The sequence below is a fragment of the Calothrix sp. NIES-3974 genome (assembly GCF_002368395.1).
GTDB lineage: Bacteria > Cyanobacteriota > Cyanobacteriia > Cyanobacteriales > Nostocaceae > NIES-3974.
Genome location: NZ_AP018254.1, coordinates 5,346,105 through 5,369,732, shown reverse-complemented (window position 1 = coordinate 5,369,732; position 23,628 = coordinate 5,346,105). Strand labels below are relative to the sequence as shown.

At 42.5% G+C, this 23,628-nt stretch carries 19 protein-coding genes; 12 read left to right on the top strand and 7 right to left on the bottom strand.

All coding sequences use genetic code 11. The features are described 5' to 3' along the window. Nucleotides 1-369: 369 nt before the first annotated feature. The 3 genes from CDC37_RS21355 to CDC37_RS21345 all read right to left on the bottom strand — a co-directional run bounded on the left by CDC37_RS21355 (nt 370) and on the right by CDC37_RS21345 (nt 4,484). Entirely contained in the window at nt 370-537 is a 168-nt protein-coding gene (locus CDC37_RS21355) for a CopG family transcriptional regulator (protein ID WP_096624919.1), read from the bottom strand. 263 nt (nt 538-800) lie between these two features. Beyond that, nucleotides 801-1,955, bottom strand: a complete 1,155-nt coding sequence (locus CDC37_RS21350) for a hypothetical protein (RefSeq protein ID WP_231943142.1) — start codon at nt 1,953-1,955, stop codon at nt 801-803. Between the two features lie 870 nt (nt 1,956-2,825). Beyond that, on the bottom strand, nt 2,826-4,484 hold the full coding sequence (locus tag CDC37_RS21345) for a DUF6930 domain-containing protein (RefSeq protein WP_096624917.1): 1,659 nt from the start codon (nt 4,482-4,484) through the stop codon (nt 2,826-2,828). Nucleotides 4,485-4,878: 394 nt separating this feature from the next. Here CDC37_RS21345 and CDC37_RS21340 point away from each other — a divergent pair, with 394 nt between their 5' ends. The 4 genes from CDC37_RS21340 (at nt 4,879) to CDC37_RS21325 (ending at nt 6,662) form a co-directional block, all read left to right on the top strand. Next, a complete protein-coding gene (locus CDC37_RS21340) occupies nt 4,879-5,235 on the top strand; it encodes an iron-sulfur cluster assembly accessory protein (RefSeq protein WP_096624915.1) in 357 nt (118 codons plus the stop codon). A 106-nt stretch (nt 5,236-5,341) separates the two neighbouring features. Continuing rightward, nucleotides 5,342-5,764: a hypothetical protein gene (locus CDC37_RS21335; protein WP_096624913.1), complete on the top strand. Its 423-nt coding sequence runs from the start codon at nt 5,342-5,344 to the stop codon at nt 5,762-5,764. Between the two features lie 88 nt (nt 5,765-5,852). Next, nucleotides 5,853-6,263: a transposase gene (locus CDC37_RS21330; RefSeq protein WP_255408862.1), complete on the top strand. Its 411-nt coding sequence runs from the start codon at nt 5,853-5,855 to the stop codon at nt 6,261-6,263. Between the two features lie 87 nt (nt 6,264-6,350). Next, nucleotides 6,351-6,662: a hypothetical protein gene (locus CDC37_RS21325; protein WP_096624911.1), complete on the top strand. Its 312-nt coding sequence runs from the start codon at nt 6,351-6,353 to the stop codon at nt 6,660-6,662. Here the strand turns inward: CDC37_RS21325 and thyD are convergent, their stop codons facing one another. Continuing rightward, the gene (gene thyD, locus CDC37_RS21320) at nt 6,663-7,583 is read right to left on the bottom strand and encodes a thylakoid membrane protein ThyD (RefSeq protein ID WP_096624909.1); all 921 of its coding nucleotides are present in this window, start codon (nt 7,581-7,583) and stop codon (nt 6,663-6,665) included. Nucleotides 7,584-7,904: 321 nt separating this feature from the next. On the opposite strand from thyD, the gene CDC37_RS21310 reads away from it, so the two are divergent. From CDC37_RS21310 to CDC37_RS21295, 4 genes are all read left to right on the top strand, one after another. After that, complete coding sequence (locus tag CDC37_RS21310; RefSeq protein WP_096624905.1) at nt 7,905-8,924, top strand: ABC transporter ATP-binding protein; 1,020 nt, start codon at nt 7,905-7,907, stop codon at nt 8,922-8,924. Nucleotides 8,925-9,244: 320 nt separating this feature from the next. Beyond that, nucleotides 9,245-10,135 (top strand): ABC transporter permease, encoded by an 891-nt coding sequence (locus CDC37_RS21305; RefSeq protein WP_442861052.1) that lies wholly within the window; start codon nt 9,245-9,247, stop codon nt 10,133-10,135. A gap of 108 nt (nt 10,136-10,243) precedes the next feature. Beyond that, the gene (locus CDC37_RS21300) at nt 10,244-10,597 is read left to right on the top strand and encodes a hypothetical protein (protein ID WP_096624901.1); all 354 of its coding nucleotides are present in this window, start codon (nt 10,244-10,246) and stop codon (nt 10,595-10,597) included. 264 nt (nt 10,598-10,861) lie between these two features. Next, entirely contained in the window at nt 10,862-11,320 is a 459-nt protein-coding gene (locus tag CDC37_RS21295; protein ID WP_096624899.1) for a YbjN domain-containing protein, read from the top strand. A gap of 86 nt (nt 11,321-11,406) precedes the next feature. Here CDC37_RS21295 and mutS read toward each other — a convergent pair whose 3' ends face one another. Next, complete coding sequence (gene mutS / locus CDC37_RS21290) at nt 11,407-14,028, bottom strand: DNA mismatch repair protein MutS (protein WP_096624897.1); 2,622 nt, start codon at nt 14,026-14,028, stop codon at nt 11,407-11,409. 564 nt (nt 14,029-14,592) lie between these two features. On the opposite strand from mutS, the gene CDC37_RS21285 reads away from it, so the two are divergent. Together CDC37_RS21285 and CDC37_RS21280 are read left to right on the top strand one after the other, a co-directional pair. Continuing rightward, nucleotides 14,593-15,228, top strand: coding sequence for a hypothetical protein (locus CDC37_RS21285; protein ID WP_231943140.1), 636 nt, complete (start codon nt 14,593-14,595; stop codon nt 15,226-15,228). Nucleotides 15,229-15,350: 122 nt separating this feature from the next. After that, on the top strand, nt 15,351-16,607 hold the full coding sequence (locus CDC37_RS21280; RefSeq protein ID WP_096624895.1) for a molybdopterin molybdotransferase MoeA: 1,257 nt from the start codon (nt 15,351-15,353) through the stop codon (nt 16,605-16,607). 247 nt (nt 16,608-16,854) lie between these two features. On the opposite strand, the gene bchH is transcribed toward CDC37_RS21280, so the two are convergent. Both bchH and CDC37_RS21270 read right to left on the bottom strand, forming a co-directional pair. Further along, the gene (gene bchH / locus CDC37_RS21275) at nt 16,855-20,559 is read right to left on the bottom strand and encodes a magnesium chelatase subunit H (RefSeq protein ID WP_096626508.1); all 3,705 of its coding nucleotides are present in this window, start codon (nt 20,557-20,559) and stop codon (nt 16,855-16,857) included. A gap of 39 nt (nt 20,560-20,598) precedes the next feature. After that, the gene (locus CDC37_RS21270; protein ID WP_096624893.1) at nt 20,599-20,820 is read right to left on the bottom strand and encodes a hypothetical protein; all 222 of its coding nucleotides are present in this window, start codon (nt 20,818-20,820) and stop codon (nt 20,599-20,601) included. Nucleotides 20,821-21,414: 594 nt separating this feature from the next. Between CDC37_RS21270 and CDC37_RS21265 the strand changes: the two genes are divergently transcribed. Next, the gene (locus tag CDC37_RS21265) at nt 21,415-22,758 is read left to right on the top strand and encodes an APC family permease (protein WP_096624891.1); all 1,344 of its coding nucleotides are present in this window, start codon (nt 21,415-21,417) and stop codon (nt 22,756-22,758) included. 165 nt (nt 22,759-22,923) lie between these two features. Beyond that, nucleotides 22,924-23,544, top strand: coding sequence for an SAM-dependent methyltransferase (locus CDC37_RS21260; RefSeq protein WP_096624889.1), 621 nt, complete (start codon nt 22,924-22,926; stop codon nt 23,542-23,544). Nucleotides 23,545-23,628 lie beyond the last annotated feature (84 nt).

Genomic DNA, 23,628 nt, shown 5'->3' with positions numbered 1-23,628 from the left:
AGCATGGGAGCAGTTATTTTTTTGTCCAGACAAACTCACGCCCAATCCTAACATTTCCATTCTAGACCATCAAAGCCGCTTTCTCGTCATCTCCTGAAAACAATTAGTACCTCAAGGCAAAAGTAAAAATGTCAAAATGTCAAAGAAAGAAAACCTACTTTTGAACATTTTTAGCTCTTTCAAGTTATGGTCTTATTTCCACTATGTTGTACTACTACTCCACCACGGGAATTTTGATGGGTAAAGAAAGGCACGTAGTGGCGCTAGTCTAAGAAACCCTGCGGGTATAGCGCCTTCTAATCAAGCTTTTCTATAATCACCCATCAAGGGAAATTGTCCTCTGACAACAAGATATCCAGTTATTTCTTCCTAGCTTATCTTTCCACTGTCTTCAACTATTGGTAATCCCCGAATTAATTCACGAATTACATCCGTCGCGGGTCTACCTGTTTGTTGACAATACAGTTCCAGTTTTTCCGCCTCCTGTGCTGCTAAATTTACTGTTATTCTCTTAACCGCCCATTTTTTATTAGTCATTTTTGTGTGTATCTAATTTATTTCGATATCCTCGTAATGTTTGTGGGAGCAAAATATCGTATATCTACATGATTAATCAATCACGAAAGCCTCTATTAAGCTGATATTATCCATCGATATATAGTTATTATTAAATAGAATAAATATCCGAAAATACTTTGATTTGTGACAGGAAAAAAACTGCACACTTTTAATTATTTACCCATAAAATAATTAAATTGTAAAATCAATAATTAAATGAATAAGATAGTTTAAATTTTTGACTAAATTGATGAATATTCTCGAAAATCAATATTGGTTAATTGACTAATATTTGAATTAAACTCTATCTTTTCAAAAACATTGGGTGAAAATAAAGCCCATAAAAAATGATAGTAAGGCATAACTATTTCCATCTGTTGAGGATTGAGATAATAATTAATTTCCTTGATTAGTAAATGGAGCATTTGACGAATTAGTTCCCACTGCACATTTAAAGTGGGATAAAGCATGATACAAAGAGGGAAAAGTTCTTGCTGGATGGCGGATACATTCTGTTCGAGAACCGATAACCATAAATAAACTTGGAACATTTCCACATCACGAATGCTAGATACTTGTATTTCGGTACTACTTAATAAACCATTACGTGAACGATAATGTGGATAAAGTTCAATAATGCGCTGGCTAATATTTTTGGCGATGCGAGTACTATGGGGTAATAATTGTTTGACTACAGTTAAAGGGTGGGAATTAAAATCATACTTAGCAGCAGCTTCATATACACGTTGCAAGGGCATATAAAGGTGGTCGTCAATGGCTTTAAAATAGGCACTCAGAATCGAACCCTCTAACGGTGACAATTTTTGTAGTAAGATTTTACTTGTATAATGAAATTGCATACTCACAAACCCAATGACGCGGGGGTCATTTTGAGTATATTTGCGACGTAATGCACCGACACTAACACCAATTTTTGTTGCTAACTGACTGGGTGCAACTTGTTCCCTATAAATATCCATTACCTTTTGGTGAAGTGGTTCTCCGACTTTGGCAAGTTGAATAATAGTGGTCAGTTGTCGTAATGGTGCTTGTTGGATATATACTTCTAAGGTTTTTTCATATATGGAGTAAGCATCGCCACTAATTTGCCAAGGATCAATGTAGATAGTATCGATTTGGTGACGACTGATTTCTGGTGATAATAAGGCTTCGACTTGATGCCAAGCTTGTAAACTGCTGGAACGTAGTTCTTTCATGATTTTTTGAGCAGTTTGTTCCCGTCCAGCTTGGGAAACTATGTATTGGAGATTTTGAGTATAGTCACCAGTATTTTCCGGGTCATCTTTACCAAGATTTTGTAGATATTTCTTGGCCCATTCCCAAGCGAGTGACTCTAATTTAGTTTGATTGTCTATATTTACATTATTTACATTCATTATCTTCTCACCACTCTTTTCACCCTCATCTATGGTTCTGTATCATTTTGATTTAATTTTGCTGGGATCATCTCCATAAACGGATGTTCTTATTGTATATCTTTTGTTTTTTAATCTCTGATTCTTCAACCAATCTTTAACTAGATTGGGTGTAATTATTCCGCTATTTTTTGATGAATACTATGTAAACAATTCATAAATATAGGGATAATTATCTCGGAACCTCTCTGGTAAATAGGGTGGGTAGGGAGTAGGAAGTAGGTAGTAAGGAAAGAACCAATTTCATTGATTGGTTGCAGTGTAGTCAGCAGAATGTAGGCTACTCGCTATTTTCAAATAAGTCGGTACAGGGAAAGGTCATGGTGTAAAGGATTGTAAATGATGTTCCCAACCGGAGATAAGTTTGCTCTTAACTCCTCGGCTATTTGTGCAAAATCCAATAATAATCCGAATACTTGGAAAAATTTTGCCTGAATGGCAGAAGTTTCTAGTGGGGAATTACCTAATCTGGAGCTAGACAGGAGTAATTTATTACTCTGAATATAATTATTTACGTATTTATCGGTAAGGTACTAGGTTTAGACTAACTCGATATGGGTAAGCAACTATACTTTGACAACAATTAACGAGTAGTTAAGCGTTAACTGTTAACTGTTAACAAAGCAAAAGGGAAACATATTGCTGTGGAAGTATATACGGGTTTGATTAAGTAATGTTTTGTAGTCAGAATCAAATAATAACACCAGTAAATATTCTGGTGTTTGTTGAATCTACTGATTTTTTCTGTCGGTAATATTATTCTTTTTATACTGCTAAACAGGAGATATCAGAAAAATCCCGCAAACAGAGAGTTTTTTCTCACCGACTTACTTACTCAAAATCAACCTGTGGCATTAGCTGGAGAGTACCGATACCCAGTTCCTGAGGAGAGAGCGATCGCGCTTCAAATAATGCCATCATATCCCGTAATTGCGGTTTTCCACCGGATGCACCGGTTAATCCTTTGGCGATAATTAATCCACAATAGCCTTGGGTGTGTTTGCAGCGTTTATTCCAGTTGCGACGAGCTTCCACGTGGGTGGGATCATCATCATCAAATTCACCAAATAGGAATAAATCGCCATTGTGGGTTTGTAATAGACCTAAATCGTAGTGTTCACCTCCAAAGGGGTCAGCACCGGGATTAAAACAGATGGCTTTGAGTCCTCCAGCTTGTTCAATTTTTTCGATGATTTGTTTTGCTTTGGGTCGGGAGGTTTGAATTAACACTACAGGTAATCCGTCACCCCGTTGATTAATTGTTGCCAGATGTTGGGATTTTACCTCAGTCCGCAAATATTTCAACATATCCCAGGATACGACACCCAGACTCAAAAAAGAGTCCTTGGGAATTAAATCATCACGGAGGGAACGAAACAGGGAACTGTTAAACATTTCCTCCCCATCCTCTTGATCATCGAGGAATGAATCTGCCATTTCTAGCAATTCCTGGGCTAAATCTGGCATTGTGGCAACATTAACTTGAATTGATTTAGGTAAATTGTTGCTATTATCGGTAGTTTCTGGTAGATGAATACGATAGCGGCGTTGAATGGCAGGAAAATCTTCTTCGTATAATTGGCGACGGTAATCATGTAAAAACCGACAGATACTTTCCAAAGCCACATAAACCACTAGGGCTTCTTCATCGTAAATAACTGAACGTAAACCCTCCAGAGGATGGATATTGCCAAAACTGGCTTCTAGTTCCCCGTCCGAATTATCATCGAAGTCGGGGAATTCGTCAAAATCTTCCTCCTCCTCATCCCTATCACCCTCAAAGGTCAGGAATAGGCAATCTTGTTTGAGGAAAGCTTCCTCTAGGTTGTGGTCAATCTCATCATTTCTGAGGACATTAGCGCGGAAAGTCTTCAGGGATTCGACGGAGCGGTAAAGTAAAACTCCATACTCCATCCCCAGCATTCCCATTACAGAAACGTAGAGAGTACCGATATCCCAGCGATTAATTTCGATGGAGAGAATTTGTTGCTCTTCCAGAACTTCCCAGGGAGCGGTTTCCCAGATATCATGGGCTTTTTGGTAAAGATGTTGCGCATATAGGGGGGGGAGTTCGGGAACTTGATTATCGATAATTTCGGCAAAACCTCGGAACAGTTCATCGATCAGGGGTAATTCGGGAGCATAATCAATGGCGATATCCAAATCTTGGAGGACACCCCGGAGATAAAACTGGATTTCGCGATCGCAAACAACAATGCGTTGCGGACGAGCGGGTTTAGCTGGACTGTGGGGATTTTCCATTGCTCGCATCAAAGTGCGGACAATGGCTTCTGGTCCGGTATCGGGTGCAACAACATCCATTCCTCGAACAATGCCTTGGGAAGCGTCCACCCAGAGAATACATTCCCCTTGACCTTCCTCTGGGGTAGAAGGGTGGGATGACAATGGACGGCGATCGCCCTCCCAGATGGAAGGAACTTGGGCCAATTTTTGCAGCCGACGACTGGTAGAGCGATTAAAACTTGTCATAAAACTACATTATTTATCAAAACAAGCAGTGGTCAATTTCTGGTATTGGTCGTGGGGAAGGAAATAATCTGTAATTGTATATGTAAGCGTACACTCTAGGGAAAACAAGCGAGTTGGCTTTCGCGATCGCCTGTGACTGGGGTCAAAATCCCTAGAAAAACCAGTGTATCTGTAAATCTCTAACTAAAATCAAAACTATCGATTATTTTGGGAATTTTAGAGAATACAGGAGAAAGGAGATGGGGGTGGCTATTTCTAATTTGCCATCCTGGAACAGCAATCTCGCTAGAATAGATACAAAAATCTAAACAAATTATCAAATCCCCAGCGTTGTCTGGAAGCACCTCGAACAGAAGAAAACGAGTTATACCCAATTTAAGGAGCTAAAAAGTCAATGACACAAGCAACACAGTCACCACAAAAAGGCATCCAACTGACCGAATCTGCATTGCAGCAGGTGAAATTATTGCGGGAAAAACAAGGGAAAGACTTGTGTTTACGGGTAGGAGTACGACAAGGAGGATGTTCCGGGATGTCCTATACAATGGATTTCCAAGACCCCAGTCAGATTCAACCTCAAGACGAAGTGTTTGATTACGATGGCTTCCAGATTGTTTGTGACCCCAAAAGTTTGTTGTATCTTTATGGGTTACTCCTAGATTATAGCGATGCCATGATTGGTGGTGGTTTCCAATTTACTAACCCCAATGCCAATCAAACCTGTGGTTGTGGTAAATCCTTCGGAGTTTAATTAAGATTCCCCCATAAATTTTGGTGGGATTTGAGATTTTGGATTGTTAGTTTAAGATTTATCAAAAGATGAACATGCAATCCAAAATCTGAAAACTGAAAATTCCATGACCGAAACTGTAGAAGCTCTATTTGACTCAGGGTTAGAACGTTATAAAGCTGGAGAACCAATTGCTGAACTAATTCCTGTATTTAAAGAAATTTGCGATCGCGCTCCTAAAAGTAGTGCTGCGTGGACTTGTTTGGCTTGGTTGTACATGCTGGAAAATAAGAGTAATCTCGCTGTGAAGGCGGCTCAAAAAGCTGTTAAACTAAATCCTCAAGACCCCCAAGCTCGCATTAACCTAGCTGCGGCTTTACTGGATACCAATCAAAAAGGTGTACGGGAACACGTCGATTTTGCTCAACAATTAATTTTCGTCAACGAAGAATGGTTGGAGGAAATTAAAAGCAGTATCGAGGATGGTTTAACCCGCAGACCGGATTGGAAAAGTTTGGCCAAAATTAAAGCTTGGTTATTTGAATCTTAATGAAAATCGGGAGTGGGGGTGTGGAAGGGAAAAGGGAATGATTCATCAGACTAAAAAATAATAAGGGTCTGCGTACAAAGTCTGAAGCGTGAGGGTAGGGAGTAGGGAATTTGTCCAAATACCTTTTCACAGTTTGCGCTCTAAGTTGAAGGCAATGTGTGAAAGATACGGCTTGAATTACATTGAACAGGAAGAGTCTTACACCAGCAAAGCAAATGCGATTGATGGTGATGAGATACCTGTTTACAATGCCGACAATCCTAAAGAATATGAGTTTTCTGGTAAACGGATTAAACGCGGATTGTATAGGACAAAAGATGGACATTTGGTTAATAGTGATTTGAATGGCGCGCTGAATATTGGTAGAAAAAGTAAACACAATGGTTTTACCGGAGTGTCTAGGGCTGCATTGACCCAGCCAAGAAGGATTAATCTTCTGAAATTGGAAAGGAAAACGTTACAAAAAACAACTAAAACTGTCGTTGTTGCGTCCTTTTAGAATCCCCTCGGCTTTAGCTAGGGGAGAGTCAAATTCTATCTCGACCCGGCTCCTGTATCTTGTCTCCTGTATTCTGTCTCCTGTATTATGAAAGAAAAATTTTTAAACCTCCTAAACTTGATTTTAGTAGCCGATGTTTTTCTGGTATTTTTGGGGTTTGCTTGGTTTGCGATCGCAGCTATCGGCAAAGCTTCAGGGATAAATCTCGGCTTTGATTTATGGCATCAACTTTGGCAACCTGTATTTAACCCAGCTATCGGCATTTTGATGGCTGGTGCGCTGGTTTCCGGTGGATTAAGTTGGTTAAATCGGAAATTTGCTCAGAAAGCGGAAACAAACCGTCAGGTCATCTCTACTCCGATGGGAAATGCAGAAGAAAGGATACCGGAGAATAATTAATTATCCCAAAATATCCTTTAGGGCTGGTTGAATATTTTCAAACTTGAAATTAAACCCGGATTCCTGGGTACGTTTCGGTAAGACCTGTTGCCCTTCTAACACCACTACCGCCCCATCACCTAGGAGGGCTTCAATAGCTAAAGAGGGAACGGGAAGCCAGGAGGGGCGATGAAGTACTTTACCCAGATTTTGACATAATTCATGCATCCGTACAGGTTGGGGAGCGGTGGCATTATATACTCCTGCCATGTTATTGTCATTGAGGGCTTGGATAATTAAACTGACCACATCATCAATGTGAATCCAAGAAAACCACTGTTTCCCACTACCGATGGGACCACCAGCAAATAACTTAAAGGGAGTCACCATTTTTGCTAAAGCACCTCCATCCCCTAGGACGATTCCCAGACGGAGAATCACCAACCTGACCCCAGCATCCTTCACCTTTTCGGCTTCTGCTTCCCAAGCTCGACAAACCTCCGCCAAAAAATCATTACCACTTGCACTAGTTTCGTCAAAAGTGGCAGTTTCACTGGTACCGTAAAAACCGATAGCCGACGCATTTACCAGGACTTGTGGTTTCGGATTTGCTTGGGCGATCGCACTCACTAAGTTTGCCGTTGTCAGTTTGCGACTATTAAGAATTTCCTGCTTACGAGTTGGAGTCCAACGACCTTCCCCAATCGGTTCCCCAGCCAAGTTTACCACCCCATCACATTGACTCAAAACCCTTCCCCATTCAGCCTGATTCGCGGATGGAGCAGCAACAATTTCCACATTCGGGAATGCAGAAGCGGGAAAAACCTTTTCTGCCTTGACAGCATTGCGAGTTAATACAAATACTTGGGTTCCCTGCTCACATAAACGTTTTACTAAATTGCTGCCCACAAAGCCAGTTGCACCAGTAATGGCTACTTTCATCAAAATCCTCCCTTCACAAACCCGCTTGAGGTCGAAAGCTGCTGATTATCCTGCATTTCTCACAAGGGAGTCCCCCATTTTGCTTGAACACAAACAAGAAAATAGTTTATTTGCACTTCCTACTCCCCTGGAGACAACCCAGTGGGTCGTCTCTACTCCCCACTCCCGACTGGCTGAAAGTTTGAGGAATTTATGAGAAATCCGGGATTATGATTATTGTATCGGATTTAGAGATTGATGAAATCAGGCAACTCCAATCGCAGTATCATCGCTAAGATAGGATTAAAAGTGTTGAGATTTGTATAGTTAGGAATCTGATCAATGGCTCCCGCAGTTTCGATCCAGAATCTAAAAAAGCGCTATGGGGCGGTTGAAGCCGTAAAAGACGTTTCGTTTCAAGTGGAACCAGGGGAAATTTTTGGTTTACTTGGTCCAAACGGTGCGGGAAAAACAACCACCCTGCGAGCGTTGTGTACACTGACTACCCCTGATGCTGGAAAAATAGAGGTTTCCGGCGTTTCGGTGCTAGAAAACCCCCGTGCAGCTCGTAAACGCTTGGGTTACGTAGCCCAGGAGGTGGCCCTAGATAAAATTTTGACAGGTCGTGAATTGCTGCAACTACAAGCAGCTTTGTATCATTTACCTGCATCCGTGACTAAGGAACGGATTAATACAGTTTTAGATTTACTGGATTTACAGGAGTACGCAGACCAAAAAACCGGAACCTATTCCGGAGGTTTACGGAAACGCCTAGATTTAGCAGCCGGATTATTACACGCACCCGATGTGTTAGTTTTAGACGAACCTACGGTGGGCTTAGATATTGAAAGTAGATTTATTGTCTGGGAATTTTTACGTAAATTGCGCGAAGCTGGAACCACCGTCGTTATTACTAGCCACTATTTAGAAGAAATAGACGCATTAGCGGATCGGGTTGCCATTATCGACCGAGGAGTAGTGATTGCCCAGGGAACCCCCTCCCAACTCAAAGATCAGGTGGGAGGCGATCGCATTACTTTGCGGATTCGGGAATTCTCACCCGACTCGGAAGCCGCACAGGCAAAAGAACTACTCGAAAAATTACCTTTTGTCAAAGAAGTAATTATTAACAATGCTCAAGGTAATTCCTTAAATTTAGTGGTCGCGAATGAAAATAATGCGATCGCCACCATCCAAAATGCTTTAAACACGGCTGGATTACCCATGTTTGGTATCGCCCAATCCCGTCCCAGCCTAGATGATGTCTACCTCGCAGCTACCGGACGCACCCTGATGGATGCAGAACTAGCCGCAGTCAGTAGCAGAGACATCAAAGCTGAGAAAAAAGCCAGTATGAAGTAGCAGGGAGGGAGAGGAAATTTGGCGTTGCTGAATCCTGATATGAATAAAAATGTAGAGAAGCGATATATCGCGTCTCTATGGGGGTTTTACATATCCAACGAAGCAATTTCATACATCAAATCAGCAACCCTGGAAATTTAATCAGTAAGTCGGTGTAAATAAAATTATCGCTGCCGAGCCAAATACGGAAGCTCTACTTTTCTTGACTTAGTACGGTTTTTCTCACCGACTTACTTAATCTGAGTATTTTAGTATTACTAATTATTCGCTGTCTCCCGTCTCCTAAATTCCCAATCCAAAATCCAAAATCCAAAATCAAAATGACTGTCCTTCGTAGCAAACCGGAAATTAACTGGGAGCAAGTTGCATCACCGCAACTCTATGCTGATGCTCCCTCCAGTTGGGTAAGCGAAATTGTCCAAGAAACCTTAGCGCTGACCCGTCGTCTATTTATTCAACTGCAACGTCGTCCTTCTACATTGCTCGCAGGTATTGTTCAACCCGTGATGTGGTTAGTGTTATTTGGAGCTTTGTTCCAAAATGCACCTAAAGGCATCTTCGGAGAAACAAGTAACTACGGGCAATTTCTCAGTGCGGGGGTAATCGTTTTTACCGCCTTTGGGGGAGCATTAAATGCGGGTTTACCAGTCATGTTTGACCGGGAATTCGGCTTTTTGAATCGCTTGTTAGTGGCTCCCCTAGCATCCCGTTTTTCGATTGTTTTTGCCTCAGCAATTTTTATTATTAGTCAGAGTCTATTGCAAGCAGCGGTAATTGTTGCTGCTGCTGCCCTTCTTGGTGCGGGTTTACCGGATGTAGTGGGATTAGGCGCGATCGCCTTAATTGTTTTTCTGCTAGCTTTGGGTGTAACAGCCTTGAGTCTAGGGTTAGCTTTTGCCCTACCCGGACATATTGAGTTAATTGCTGTTATATTTGTCACAAACCTTCCCCTACTGTTTGCCAGTACAGCCTTAGCGCCACTGACATTTATGCCAACCTGGTTACAAGTAATTGCGACCCTCAATCCTTTGAGTTACGCAATTGAACCCATTCGTTACCTCTATACCCATCAAACCTGGGGATTAAACAGCGTCGTCATGCACGCATTTTGGGGAGATGTCACCTTTGGTAGTGCTTTGCTCGTCCTATTTGGATTTGCATTTATTGCCCTATTGGTAATTCAACCCCGTCTACGTCGTACCCTTTCCTAAAAATATGGATCGAAATGTAGAGACGACCCGTCGGGTCGTCTCTACCGTCGGGTCGTCTCTACAATAAAATCAAAATAACAGGTATCAAAATTTGAGGAGTCAAAAACAATGCGTACCCCAACATCTCTATTGACAAAAATTGCCCTTGTGAGTGCTGGTTTGAGTGTGGCAATTATTGCTACACCCCAGACAACCCTTGCACAACAATCAATCAACCTCCAAAATTACGAATCCCCTAACCCAAAGGACCCCTTTTCCCAGGGAGTAGAACAAAATAACTTTAGTATGTTCCAACTTCTACATAATGCCACCCTGGGGAATCTCAACGAAAACTTCCAACCAGGGGAAAGTATTACCGATGCGGTTTCTGCCTTTCGCGCTCGGCAAGCGGAAGCTTTTAGACTGCGACAAAATGGTAATTTGCACAATGGAGCGCCTAATAATTCTACTTCGGAAAAATAATTATTGTTAAGGTCGTTTTTGTGTATCATGAGCGGGCAGGATGCCCGCACTACAATAATAATTCACAATAATAATTAATGATTTTGGAAGTTTTTTTGTAAAATTCCCCATCCCTAAATAACGGATGGCGGAGATAGAACTGCCATTGATTGTTTTTTACCTCTCAAATCTTCTGTTCAATATAACTACCTCATTCAATGACTGCGCTATAACTATAGGGGATAGGAACGGTAAGTATTTAGTTAGATGGAGGAGCATACTGGTATGGCAAGCTACCAAGCAGATTTAGAGCAATTTGGCATCGAAAATAGCGGTATCAATCATGTGGAAGTCATTGAAAATGTGATTGATTCTCTGGAACAGGATGATAGTGCAATGGTGAGCCATCCGGAAGGGGGTGGTTATCTGTGGAAGTTTAAGTACGGAACCGTGGAAGTTTTTGTCCAGTTGACTGGAACTACGGATGAGGATACTTTAACGGTTTGGTCTACGGTGTTAAAGTTACCTGTGAGCGATGAGTTGGGTTTGATGCGTAAGCTATTGTCCATGAATTGTTCAACCACCCTGGAAGCTCGATTTGGGATTATTGATAATCAGGTGGTGGTGTTAGGAAAACGGACTTTAACGGATATTTCTGCGGGGGATGTTTCTCGTTTGATTACCATTGTGGCAACGATTGCTGATAATCACGATGAGTTGTTGCAAGAGGAGTTTGGCAAGTAATACCAGTTTGAATAATTTGAATTTGAAATTGTAGAGACGCAATATATTGCGTCTCTTTACGTAATATATTGCGTCTTTTTATGAACCTATTCCAAATTTTGTAACCCGACGGCGATTTTACTGTGTTGTTCGATTTGTGACATCACCTGTTTGGCGCGTTGGATGACTCTGGGGGGTAAACCCGCTAGTCTTCCCGCTTCGATGCCGTAGGATTTTTGCGCACCTCCGGGTTGAACTTGGTGTAAAAAGATGATTTGGTCGGGTAGTTCCTTAACGGTGACTTGGTAATTAGCAACATTGGGTATAATTCCGGCTAATTCGTTTAATTCGTGGTAGTGGGTGGCAAAAATTGTCCGCCCTTTGATTTCCATTGCCAGGTGTTCTGCTACTGCCCAAGCGATGGAAAGTCCGTCAAAAGTTGCTGTTCCCCGACCAATTTCATCTAGTAAAATTAATGACCTATTAGTGGCGTGATTAAGTATATTTGCAGTCTCATTCATTTCCACCATAAAGGTGGATTGTCCGGTGGCTAAATCATCAACTGCACCGACACGGGTGAAAATGCGATCGCAAATTCCTAATCTTGCTGATGTGGCGGGGACGAAGCTACCGATTTGGGCCATGAGTTGAATTAATCCGACTTGCCGCAGGTAGCAGCTTTTACCACTGGCGTTGGGACCGGTGAGGATAATCAGGTCAGGATTTATCTGGGGCTCGCCGTGTCCGTTGTTCGGAGCAAAATCTAGGGTCAGTTGTCCATTGTTATCGATATTACTCCCTAAATATGTGGAATTGGGGACAAAGAATCCGGCTGGGAGGGATTGTTCCACCACTGGATGTCTGCCATCGACGATGTGAATTTCCCGTCCATCCACCATTTCTGGACGACAGTAACCCTGCATTACGGCGAGTTCGGCAAATCCACACAGCACATCAGCCGCAGCAACTGCCCGTGATACATTACGAATTGTTTCGGCATGATGGCCGACCTCATCCCGGAGTTCGACAAAGATTTCATATTCCAGTTTATTTAAATCATCACGAGCGCTGAGGATACGAGCTTCCCGTTCCTTGAGTTCGGGGGTAATGTAGCGTTCTTCGTTGGTGAGGGTTTGTTTGCGGATGTAGTTGTCAGGAGCTTGGTCAGCTTTGCTGCGGGGGAGACTGATATAGTAACCAAAGGTTTTATTAAAACCCACCTTCAAATTGGGAATACCAGTGCGATCGCGTTCTGTGACTTCGAGGTTAGCAACCCATTCCTGGTCTTCTTTGACCAAGGATTTACGTTCATCCAAAATCGGGTTGACTCCTTCACGGATAATTCCCCCTTCTTTGATGTGGATGGGGGGAGATTCAACGATATGAGCGCGAATTTTGGCTCCTAAGGCTTCTAATTCGGGGTGAACCTGTTGTAAAGCCTTGAGAAAGGGGGATTTAGCAGCAGCCACCAATTGGGCTAAATCGGGTAGTTTGCCTAAAGATTCTGCGAGGGCATATAAATCCCGTGCATTAGCCGTTCCCGACCCTGCACGTCCCGTTAACCGTTCTAAATCGTAGATTTGTCGCAAGAGGCTGCGTAAATCCTGTCTTAATCCCGTATTGGCAACTAATTCGGCAATGGTATCTTGACGAGCGCGAATACCCTTAATATCCAACAGAGGTTGGAGCAACCAGCGTCGTAGAGCGCGACCACCCATAGCCGTATTTGTCCGGTCTAAAGCCCAAAGCAAGGAACCGTGGTAGGTTCCATCCCGGACGGTTTGCATAATTTCCAAGTTGCGACGGGTTTGATTATCAACAATTAAAAAATCCGTCAGGGTATAGGTCTTCAAGGGTTGCAGGGGGATAGAACCCTCCTTTTGGGTATCCTCCAGGTATTCCAACAAACCACCCGCAGCTCGCACCGCCAAAGGTAAATTAGCACATCCCAACCCCTCCAAAGACTTGAGACGAAACTTTGCCAACAACCGACTCCGAGCTTCTCCCTGGGAAAAGGGAATTTGCGATCGCAGACAATAACAAAAACTTCTCGGTAAACATTCCGGTAAATGGGGTGAAGATTCCCCCGGACGCAACAGGGTTCCTAAATCCGGTGCATTCACGGGAAACAACACCTCTGCTGGTTGTAACCGCATCAACTCCTGGGCTAAATGCTCCAAATTACTACCCTGACAGGTGAGAAATTCCCCCGTGGAAATATCTGCATAGGCTAACCCCCAATGCTCATTCGTAATTACCACCGCCGCCAAGTAATTATTGCGACTGGCTTTGAGCATCCCATCTTCCAATAAGGTACCCGGTGTAATAATCCGCGTCACCTCCCGACGCACCAACCGACCCGCAGCCTCCGATGCATCCTCCACCTGGTCGCAAATTACCACCGCAAACCCTTTTTGCACCAGCTCCGTCGCGTGACGTTCCCAAGCATGGTGGGGAACCCCCGACATCGCCACCCGACCCTGTTCCCCAGCTTGTTTACTAGTTAACACCAACTCCAACTCCTGAGCTAGCGTCACCGCATCCTCAAAATAACACTCAAAAAAATCACCCACCCGATAAAACAGCACCGCATGGGGGTATTGTTCCTTCACCTCCACATAATGCTGATACATCTGACTAAGTTTACTTACATCCACCGCACGGTGGTCAGTAATCGAAGAAGTGGCAGAACTTACACCCGTTTGAGACGAAGAATAGGCAGCAGTCATGGTGATGGCGATACCAAGAACAATGAGACAATATCCATCCGATGATATCGCGATCGCCCCGTTGATGGAAAACCAATTGGATTTTATTTATTTTTCCAGAGTTTTTCCCCTAGGGATGCAGGTCAGGAATTAGGTGCTTTTTTATCTGGTGACTATGCTCTGCGTAGTCACCCAGTAATGAGGGCTACCGCCTTTATTCACGAGGCTGGAGCCTCAAAACTTGGACTCCCACGCGGAGCATGGGAGCTAGGGAAAACCAGAAACCCCATATTTGATCTGGTGACTATGCTCTGCGTAGTCACCCAGTAAATGAGGGCTACCGCCTTTATTCACGAGGCTGGAGCCTCAAAACTTGGACTCCCACGCGGAGCATGGGAGCTAGGGAAGGAAGCATCTAAAAACTCATTCCTGCTCCCAACTCCCCACTCCCCATTTACTGCTATTTAAGGGCATTTTCCAAATGATTTGTTAAATTAGGTGGTCATTGAGTCTGTCTTTTGTGCAAGTTTTAACACCAGTGGACAGACAACATACGTAATTTCGTCACAGCCCGTTGAATTAACTATGACATTTAAATTTCCGCTCAAGCTACACAACCAACCCTATCTGCGGTGCATCTTTGCCATTGGATTCGCCACGGCAATTTTTGCCGGTGTCGGGACAACAAGCGTCCAAGCTCAAAGACGGAATCCAGCACCTAAGACCAATCCCGAAGAAGCAGCCAAATATCGTTGGCGTGTTTTTACCCCCCCTGATGGTTCTTTTTCCGTACTCATGCCAGGAGAACCCCAAGCCACCAGTCAAACTCAAAGAACATTTATGGGCGAAATTAATTTACAATTATTTATCGCCCAACCACCTCGACAGGAAGTTGCCTATATTGTTGCCTATAACGATTTTCCCGATAGCTATGGCAAGATGGCTGACCCCCAACAGGTGTTACAAAATGCTCAAGAAATGGCGTTAAAAACCACCCAAAGTCGGCTAGTTAGTCAACGCACTATTCAAAGCAACAATGGACACCCGGGACGGGAAATTGAATATGTCAATCAGGGGGGAAAAATTACCAGAAATCGCCTATATTTTGCCCACGGACGATTATATCAGGTCATGGTAATTACCACACCCCGTCAGCAAAGATTTTTGACCAAAAGTATTCCCGGATATTTAAATTCATTCCAAATCGTTTTGCAACGGTAAGAGGTTGTGTAGATGTAAACGCATGTTGTTGTAGAGACGTAGCAACGCTACGTCTCTACGATAATTGTGGTTTGAACCCAAAATGTGAATAAATATAATTCACCCCTATCCACGGATGACCCATGCTAAATGTAACTACTGCTGCACAGATAATTCTCGATTTAATTCAACCCCTTGACCCCCATCAAGATGGGGAGAGTATTGATTTAAATCATGCCAGGGGGCGAATTTTAGCAGTACCCGTCATCAGCAATTTAGATTTTCCCCACTGGGATAATTCGGCAATGGATGGTTATGCCGTCCGTTATCAGGATGTGCAGGGGTGTGACGAGCAGCACCCAGCAATTTTAGAAATTATTGAAACCATCCCCGCAGGTTCTCAACCCCAAAAAACCCTGGAAGCAGGAAATGCAGCCAGGATTTTTACGGGTGCAATGATGCCAATTGGTGCGGATACGGTGGTAATGCAGGAGGTTTGTCAAGCTACAGGTGATAGGGTATACGTTAAATCTGCTCCCCAACTGGGTCAATTTGTGCGCAAACAGGCTGCTTATTATCAAGCGGGAAATACCCTACTTAGTCCAGGGATAATGATAAATCCGGCGGAATTAGCGGTATTAGCAGCAGCCCAATGTACTCAAGTACAGGTGTATCGCCGTCCCCAGGTAGCGATATTTTCTACGGGGGATGAGTTAGTTGAACCGGATCAAAGTTTACAACCTGGACAGTTGGTAGATTCTAATCGTTATGCACTGTTAGCTGGGTTGCAACAATTGGGGGTGGAAGTAGAGGTATTGGGGATAGTACCTGACCAACCGGAAGCACTCAGGAAAACGATGGAGAAGGCTGTCACCTCTGCGGATATGGTGATTTCCTCTGGGGGTGTTTCTGTGGGTGATTATGATTACGTCGCAGAAGTTATGACTGCACTGGGGGGTAAAATTCAAATGGAAGCAGTGGCAATTAAGCCGGGAAAACCGTTGACGGTGGCGGAATTTGTGGGGAAATTAGGGAATTCGTCCCGTTCCTGCTTATATTTTGGTTTACCTGGAAATCCGGTTTCTGCTTTAGTGACATTTTGGCGATTTGTCCAACCAGCAATTAAAAAGTTATCTGGTTTATCTGGGGGGTGGAATCCCAACTTTGTGAAGGCAATTAGTATGAGTGTTTTGCGCAGTAATGGTCAACGGGAGAGTTATCTCTGGGGAAATTTATATTTGTCTGGGGGAAAATACGAATTTCGGTTAGCTCCGGGTGGTGATAGTTCGGGTAATTTAATTAATTTAGCGGGAACTAATGGTTTGGCGATGATACCTGTGGGAACGAGGGAAGTTGCTGTGGGGGAAGATGTATTAGTTTTGATGTTGTCGTGGATTTGAATTGTATTTTTGGCGACACATATGATTATTTTTTGAGCTTCGCCTATCACATCACGAATTATACGGATTCAAAAGATGTTTGCAGCACATACTTAATAATATGAGACGTAGCAATGCTACGTCTCTACGAGATTTAAATTGGTATTACTTCCCGACTCAAAAAGCGATCGCGATACCCAAAATTTCATATATAGCAATGGTCCTTGAACTTTAACACAGTCGCTACCTGGAATCAAAATACTGTATTTTATACCCTATATCCTGTATTTTCCCTAGGATTCACTCCTTCTAATTCCTCATCCGTCAAGTCATATAATTCCCGTAATTTTTGTAATTTTTCCTCACTTGCATTCCAAAAACCACGTCCGTGAGCTTCTAACATCCGACCGATAATATTCCGAAAGGCTTCGGGATTTGCTTGACGTAATTTGTCTGCCATTTCCCTATCTAAGGCATAGGTTTCTGTTGCTTGGTCATATACCCAATTATCGGTAAAATTAGCGGTTCCTCCCCAACCAATGAGGGCAGTCATGCGTTGAGAAATTTCATACGCACCTCCTGAACCTTGATTTGCCATTGCTTCTGCCCATTTCGGATTTAAAAGTTTGGTGCGGTATTCCATCCGTAATAAATCATCTAATTTCCGAGGTGTGGTATCTTTGGAAAAACTTTCCACAAAGCTAGCAGTCACCTTTTTTCCACTGGTTTTTTCCGCAGCTATTTTTAAACCTCCGGTATTCCCATAATATTCTTGAATATCGGTTAAACCGTATTCCACAGAGTCAATTTCTTGGACGATTTGATTTGTGGTTTGCAGCAAAGTATTTAATACCTCTGGTCGAGCTTGTCCCTTATCTTGACGACCAAAACTAAAGGAATTACGACTTTGCCAAGTATTAGCTAATTCCTCACCCGATTCCCAATTTCCGTCTACCACTTGGTCATTAACCAGGGAACCAAAATCCCCTGCTGGGTTGGAAAATAATCTGGCGGTGGGATTTGCTATTCCTTGAGCTTTTAGAGCTAAAGCATGTTTTCTAATAAAGTTTTCTGATTCTGGTTCATCCAGTTCGGCTGCCCGTTGAAATAGGTCATCTAATAGTTCTATAATGTTGACGAAACTATCCCGAAAAATGCCTGATAAATTGGCTAAAACATCAATGCGGGGATGACCAACTTCTGTCAGGGGTTTTAATTCATATCTGACAATCCGTCCTGTACCCTCCTTGACGGGTTCTGCACCCACTAATTCTAATAAAATTCCCAGGGATTCTCCCTTGGTTTTAATCGCATCTAAACCCCACAACATCACAGCTACGGTTTCCGGATATGTCCCGTTATCCTGTAAATGTTGAGCAATGATTTTTTGGGCGATTTCCCGACCCCTGGCATAGGCAGCAGGGGAAGGCATACGATAGGGGTCTAATGCATGGATATTTCGACCGGTTGGTAATACTCCAGTTCCATCCCGCAGTAAATCACCACCGGGTGCAGGGGGGATATATTCACCGTTCAAACCTCGGAGGAGATTGGTGATTTCGTCGGTATTTTGGTTGAGGAGATTTTGGATAGTTTCGACTTCGGTCGGTTCCGGGTTTTGAGTAGCGAAATATGCATCCAAGTAGGATTGCATTTCTTCTGGGGTTGGTGGTTCTCCCAGGATGTGTAAACCGGAGGAGAATAAGCGGTTTTCTAAAACCTGTAGATATGAGTATACTTTGAGCAAATAATCATTAAAAGCGTGATTACTAAATAATTTAATATTTTCTGGAGTGAAGGCAATTCCTAATTTTTTGGCTTCTGTAAATTCACAATCAGCATCTAATCCTGTGTCAACTATTTTCTGACAAATTGCTGGTTTCAGAAGATAATTTTTCTCCGGGTCTTCTCGATATTCGGCAATTAAATCCCGCAAATTAACTAATTCCTTGTATAAACCTGCTCGACCGTAGGGGGGAACATTGTGGGAAATTAAAACACCGTAACCGCGACGTTTGGCTAAAATCGATTCCGAAGGATTATTGGCTGCATAAATATATAAATTAGGAATATTTCCCAACAAAATATCCGACCAGGAATAACCCGTATTTCCTAACGGAGAACCGGGAAGCCATTCTACAGTTCCATGCATTCCCAAATGGATAATTGCATCAGCTTGGAATTCATTTTGTAACCATTTATAGTAAGCTGCATACTGGGGATGGGGTGTCATATCCCGTTCAAACATTAATCGCATGGGGTCTCCTTGAATTCCCAAGGGTGGTTGGACACCAATCCAGATATTCCCCAGATTTATCCCCCCAATTTGTAATTCATCACCATAGGTTTTGATTCCTGAACTAGTAAGGGATTTCCATTGCTTTTCAATGCGAGTTGTTTGTAAGTAACCTAGCCATTTTTCTAGGGTATGCACATTAACGGTTGTAATATTATTGGCAATGAGTTCCTTGTGATTTTGGGGGTCAAAAACTTCCGCTTCATTTTTAATTGCTTCGTCAGCTTCCTTGACTAACCTGATTAATTCTTCCCCATCGTTCGGAAAATCTCCCACTGTATAACCTTGCTCTTTTAACGCTGTGAGCAACTTAATTAAACTGCGGGGAACATTCAACAAAGCCGCAGTTCCTACTGCTCCATAACCAGGGGGAAACCCATATAAAATAATTGCTATTTTCCTCTGTGCAGGAGGTTTTTGACGCAGATTTATCCAGTTTTTGACCCGATTAATTAACCTGTCCACCCGTTCGGGAATTAAATATATATCTTCACCAACTAATCCACCTAACGGAACCGTATCGATGGCTCCATCTAATTCTGGTAAAGCATATAAAACCACACTTTGTAATCCACCGATTCCCTGACGAGTCCAGGAATAAATATCTTGAATTAACAGGGGTGCAGCGACAAAATAGGGAACATTTTTGGCAGATAAAATGCTTTTAGCAACTTCAATTTGTCTGCCTGCTTCCATTGAACCAGCAGGACCTCCCACCAGGGGAAAACCGATAGTGGAAACAATGGCATCCACACAAATTGCTTGGGGGGATAGGGATTTTATTTCTAAATTACCCTGTTGTCGCTGTTGAAGTTCGTAATTTGTGGTTAATAAATCCCGAACGGCCACATGTGCTTCCACACCATTAATAAAAATGGGGATAGGAATTAATCCAGCTTGTTCAAAGCGACGAATTAATTGGTAAATATATTTTTGCTTAGTAATGACATGTTTACGGTAGAGAAGAATGGCTACCGTAGGTAAAGGTAAGTTAATTTTGTGATGGGATTTGTACCATTGCAAATAGTCTGGGGGAGATTCAAAATAACCCTGATATTCAGGATGCAGTAAACCGATATTTGGGGTTTCGATGACAGGAGGAATTGTACCAACTTGTAAACCCAAATATTTCTCTGCTAGCACCCAAAATAACGCCGCTACATTTTCACTACCACCCGCATTCCAATAACCGTAAATAATCAACCAATTGCGTAAATCTTGAACCTTACCAACAGGAATATATTTAAGTAACTTCGGACCAACTTTCAAAAAACTAATATATCCAGCTAATTTATCCTCTTCCCGACCATTACTAAACTTATCCAAAATAAACTTCACCGGTTTTGGCATTCCCTTAGGTTTATCCCCAATTACAAATGCACCTAACCGGGTCATAGCCATTAATTCCAAAGCCGACTCAAACACCAAACGGATGGGTATATTGCTGATGCGATCGCGCAACCACATCACCTGGTCATAATCAAATAATAAACTGCCAAAAAACCCGTCCGCACCCTGTAAAGCACTTTCCACTATCTCTGGTTGAGTAGTCAGGTCGCGATCGCTAAATACTCGTATATCCAATTCCCGACAGCGCTCCACTGCTATTTTTGCAGCTTGACGGTACAAATCGGCGTTAAATGACTCAAATCCGGCAATCAAAACAATCCGTTTCATACCCCTAACAATCATGCGATCGCGTATTTTGATTTTTCTCTAGGTTAATTTTAACCTGATCCACCCATTTCCGCCTTGATTTTTCCACCGACGACCCACCGAAAATGACCCACCGAAAATGACCCACTGAAGATGACCCTCTGAAAACTGAAGACGACCCACCGAAAATGACCCACTGAAGACGACCCACCGGGTCGTCTCTACTGAAATTTTGGGAAATTCGGGTATACCGTGATTGTATTTTGCATGACTTTTTTTCATGGTTTTCAATATTTGTACATCTATCTCCGGCTAGATTTCAAATAGTTTTTTTTGCTTTTAGATATTGATAACCAAAATATTAATTGTATTTGTAGTTGCAAAAACATTTTTGCTACTTCTTGAGTGTCTAAATCATCAAATTTGGGATAAAGGTTAAAATAGTTTTAATAATCAGGGGGTATTTTTGCCAGTAATTTCTCTTATAATTTATTGTCGAATTTCATCTTCACAAGACTAACGCACAAGCAAGTTATGTCATAGCGACGAAAATTCAGTAATCTTGCAACCGAATTATTTTCCTAGTGATTCGCCCATGTAGGCAAAGCCTTGTCCTAGAAGATGTTTGCACACCCAACTATAACCATGTATATTGAGTTTGAAGTGTAAACGCACATGGCGCAGTTTCTCCCAGAGAAGATTCCAAATAGTTTATTTCTACTCCCTAATCCCTACTCCCTACTCCCTACCAACAAGGGAATGCGGCAGTTAAAATTAATTACTTTTCCAGTCATCCATCTTAATGAAATCATAGAAGAAATTGTGAATAAAGTCTATACTAATTAGACACCAAAAAGTATCACTAACAGTTTGATTATGACATCAAAAACGACAATCACTTCCCCCAGGGATTCCCAGATTAAACCAACACTTTCTACTATTGATGCCGGTGCTTTAATTGTGGGGATGGTGGTTGGTGTCGGTATATTTGAAACACCAGCCTTAGTTGCAGCAAATACGGCTAATTCCCAGATAGCAATTATGGCTTGGATTTTGGGTGGAATTGTATCCTTGTTAGGAGCGTTATGCTATGCCGAATTAGCAACCACCTATCCCCATGCTGGTGGTACTTACTATTATTTGCAACGTGCATTCGGACCTAGATTAGCTTTTTTATTTGCTTGGAGTCGGATGACAGTAATTCAGACTGGTTCGATTGCTTTATTAACCTTTGTATTTGGAGATTATGCTTCCCAAGTATGGCGGTTAGGGGAATATTCATCAGCGATTTATGCAAGTATGGCGATCGCATTATTAACTGTTGTCAATATTCTGGGGATTTACCAAGGCAAACTCACCCAAAATCTCCTGACTTTGGCCAAAATACTGGGGATATTATTGGTGATTGGAGTAGGTTTATTTATCGCGACAACACCAGCTGCACCTGTTACTTCTAATCCGAATCAAACAACTACCTTTGGACTAGCAATGGTATTTGTGTTGTTAACCTATGGTGGTTGGAATGAAGCAGCTTATCTATCGGCGGAGGTGCGCAATGCTCAGAAAAATATGGTATCAGTATTATTGGGTAGCATCCTGGCAATTACCCTCATTTATTTATTGATGAATTGGGCATATTTACATGGTTTAGGATTGGCAGGAATGGCAAATACCCAAGCACCAGCTGCGGAATTAATGCGACGTGGTTTTGGGGAAACCGGTGCGAAATTTGTCAGTTTTCTCATTGCAGTTTCGGCTTTTGGTGCTGCTAATGCTACCGTTTTCACTGGTGCGCGTAGTAACTATGCTCTCGGACAGGATTTTCAGATTTTTGCTTGGTTAGGTAGATGGAGTCGTAATCAAACACCAACAAATGCTTTAATTGTTCAAGGAATTATCGCCATCCTACTAGTTGGTTTTGGTGCATTCACCCGCAACGGCTTTAAAGCAATGGTGGATTACACCGCACCCGTATTTTGGTTGTTCTTTTTGCTATCGGGTATCGCCCTGTTTGTATTGCGCGATCGCGAACCAAGACAAGTCCGTCCCTTTCGAGTCCCCCTGTATCCCATCATTCCTTTACTATTTTGCGCCACCTGTGCCTACTTACTTTACTCCAGTGTCAATTATACCGGTATGGGTGGTAGTCTCGGTCTAGGAATTTTAATTGCTGGTATACCAATTTTATTCTTGGAACAACAAGGGAATCTCAACCCATAAATCATTACCAAACATTACCAAACCAATTCATGTTTGTTGACTGTATTCAGAGGAAAAGCTTTACCGATGACTGTTAATTTTCAACTGTTAACAGGTAACTGTCAATAATTCATCAATTTTCAAGTTTCCATATGCAAATTCATCATCAAGGAGCAAAGTAAACCAATGTTTAGAATTGCACTCGCAACCATTGCCAGTTTAATGTTAGCAAGTTGCGCGGAACAAGTTAGTTCTGTACCGAATAACGAAACCCCATCTAACACAGTTAATGTTCAACAAACAACACCAGCAGAAGCACCCACTAGAACACCGGATGTTGTTTTCGTTCCCACCCCACCGGAAGTAGTGGATAAAATGTTAGAAATGGCTAATGTTGGTAAGGATGATGTCCTCTATGACTTGGGTAGTGGAGACGGACGAATTCCCATCGCTGCTGCTCAAAAATTCGGTACTCGCGGTGTTGGTATTGATATTGACCCGGAACGGGTTCGAGAAGCCAAAGAAAATGCGAAAAAAGCAGGTGTGGAAGATAAGGTTACTTTCCTGCAACAGGATTTATTTAAAAGTGATTTTAGGGAAGCTACCGTAGTTACTCTCTACCTCCTCCCGGAGTTGAATGTTAAATTACGACCACAACTTTTTGAACAACTCAAACCAGGAACTCGGATTGTTTCCCATGCGTTTGATATGGGTGATTGGAAACCAGAAAAAACAGCTACTGTCAACGGACGTACTGTCTATTTTTGGACAATTCCAGAGAAAGTTCCCGCCAATCTTTCTAAATAAATTGACTGGAAATATCTAGAATTTATCTGGTGACTATGCTCTGCGTAGTCACCCAGTGGCTGGAGCCTCACACCCTTGGACTCC